This is a genomic window from Shigella sp. FC1967 (assembly GCF_001743005.1).
Classification (GTDB): domain Bacteria; phylum Pseudomonadota; class Gammaproteobacteria; order Enterobacterales; family Enterobacteriaceae; genus Proteus.
Window position 1 is genome coordinate 1 of record NZ_MIIZ01000037.1, and the last position, 313, is coordinate 313.

1 protein-coding gene is annotated in these 313 nt (G+C 28.8%); it reads left to right on the forward strand.

Features of this window, described 5'->3' with window-relative positions; all coding sequences use genetic code 11:
• A partial coding sequence (locus BHE89_RS24120; RefSeq protein ID WP_216080958.1) for a hypothetical protein occupies window positions 1-227 on the forward strand: 227 nt, incomplete at its 5' end.
• Window positions 228-313 lie beyond the last annotated feature (86 nt).

The following is a 313-nucleotide window of genomic DNA, read 5'->3' on the forward strand; positions in this document are numbered from 1 at the left end:
TATTCAATTATGATACTGAATCCTTACCATTTCAAGGCATTAGGTTAAGTCTATCTCCAAATGGGTGTATTGACGCTATAGAGATGATAAAGAAAACAAATGAGAATAATGAGGATAGAGTTAAATTATATAGAATAAATAACAACTTGGTATTTAACAAAGATATAAAAGGAAAGTTTAAAGAAGAAATGTATTTGTTAGATTCAAGTTGCAATATTCAATTATGATACTGAATCCTTACCATTTCAAGGCATTAGGTTAAGTCTATCTCCAAATGGGTGTATTGACGCTATAGAGATGATAAAGAAAACAA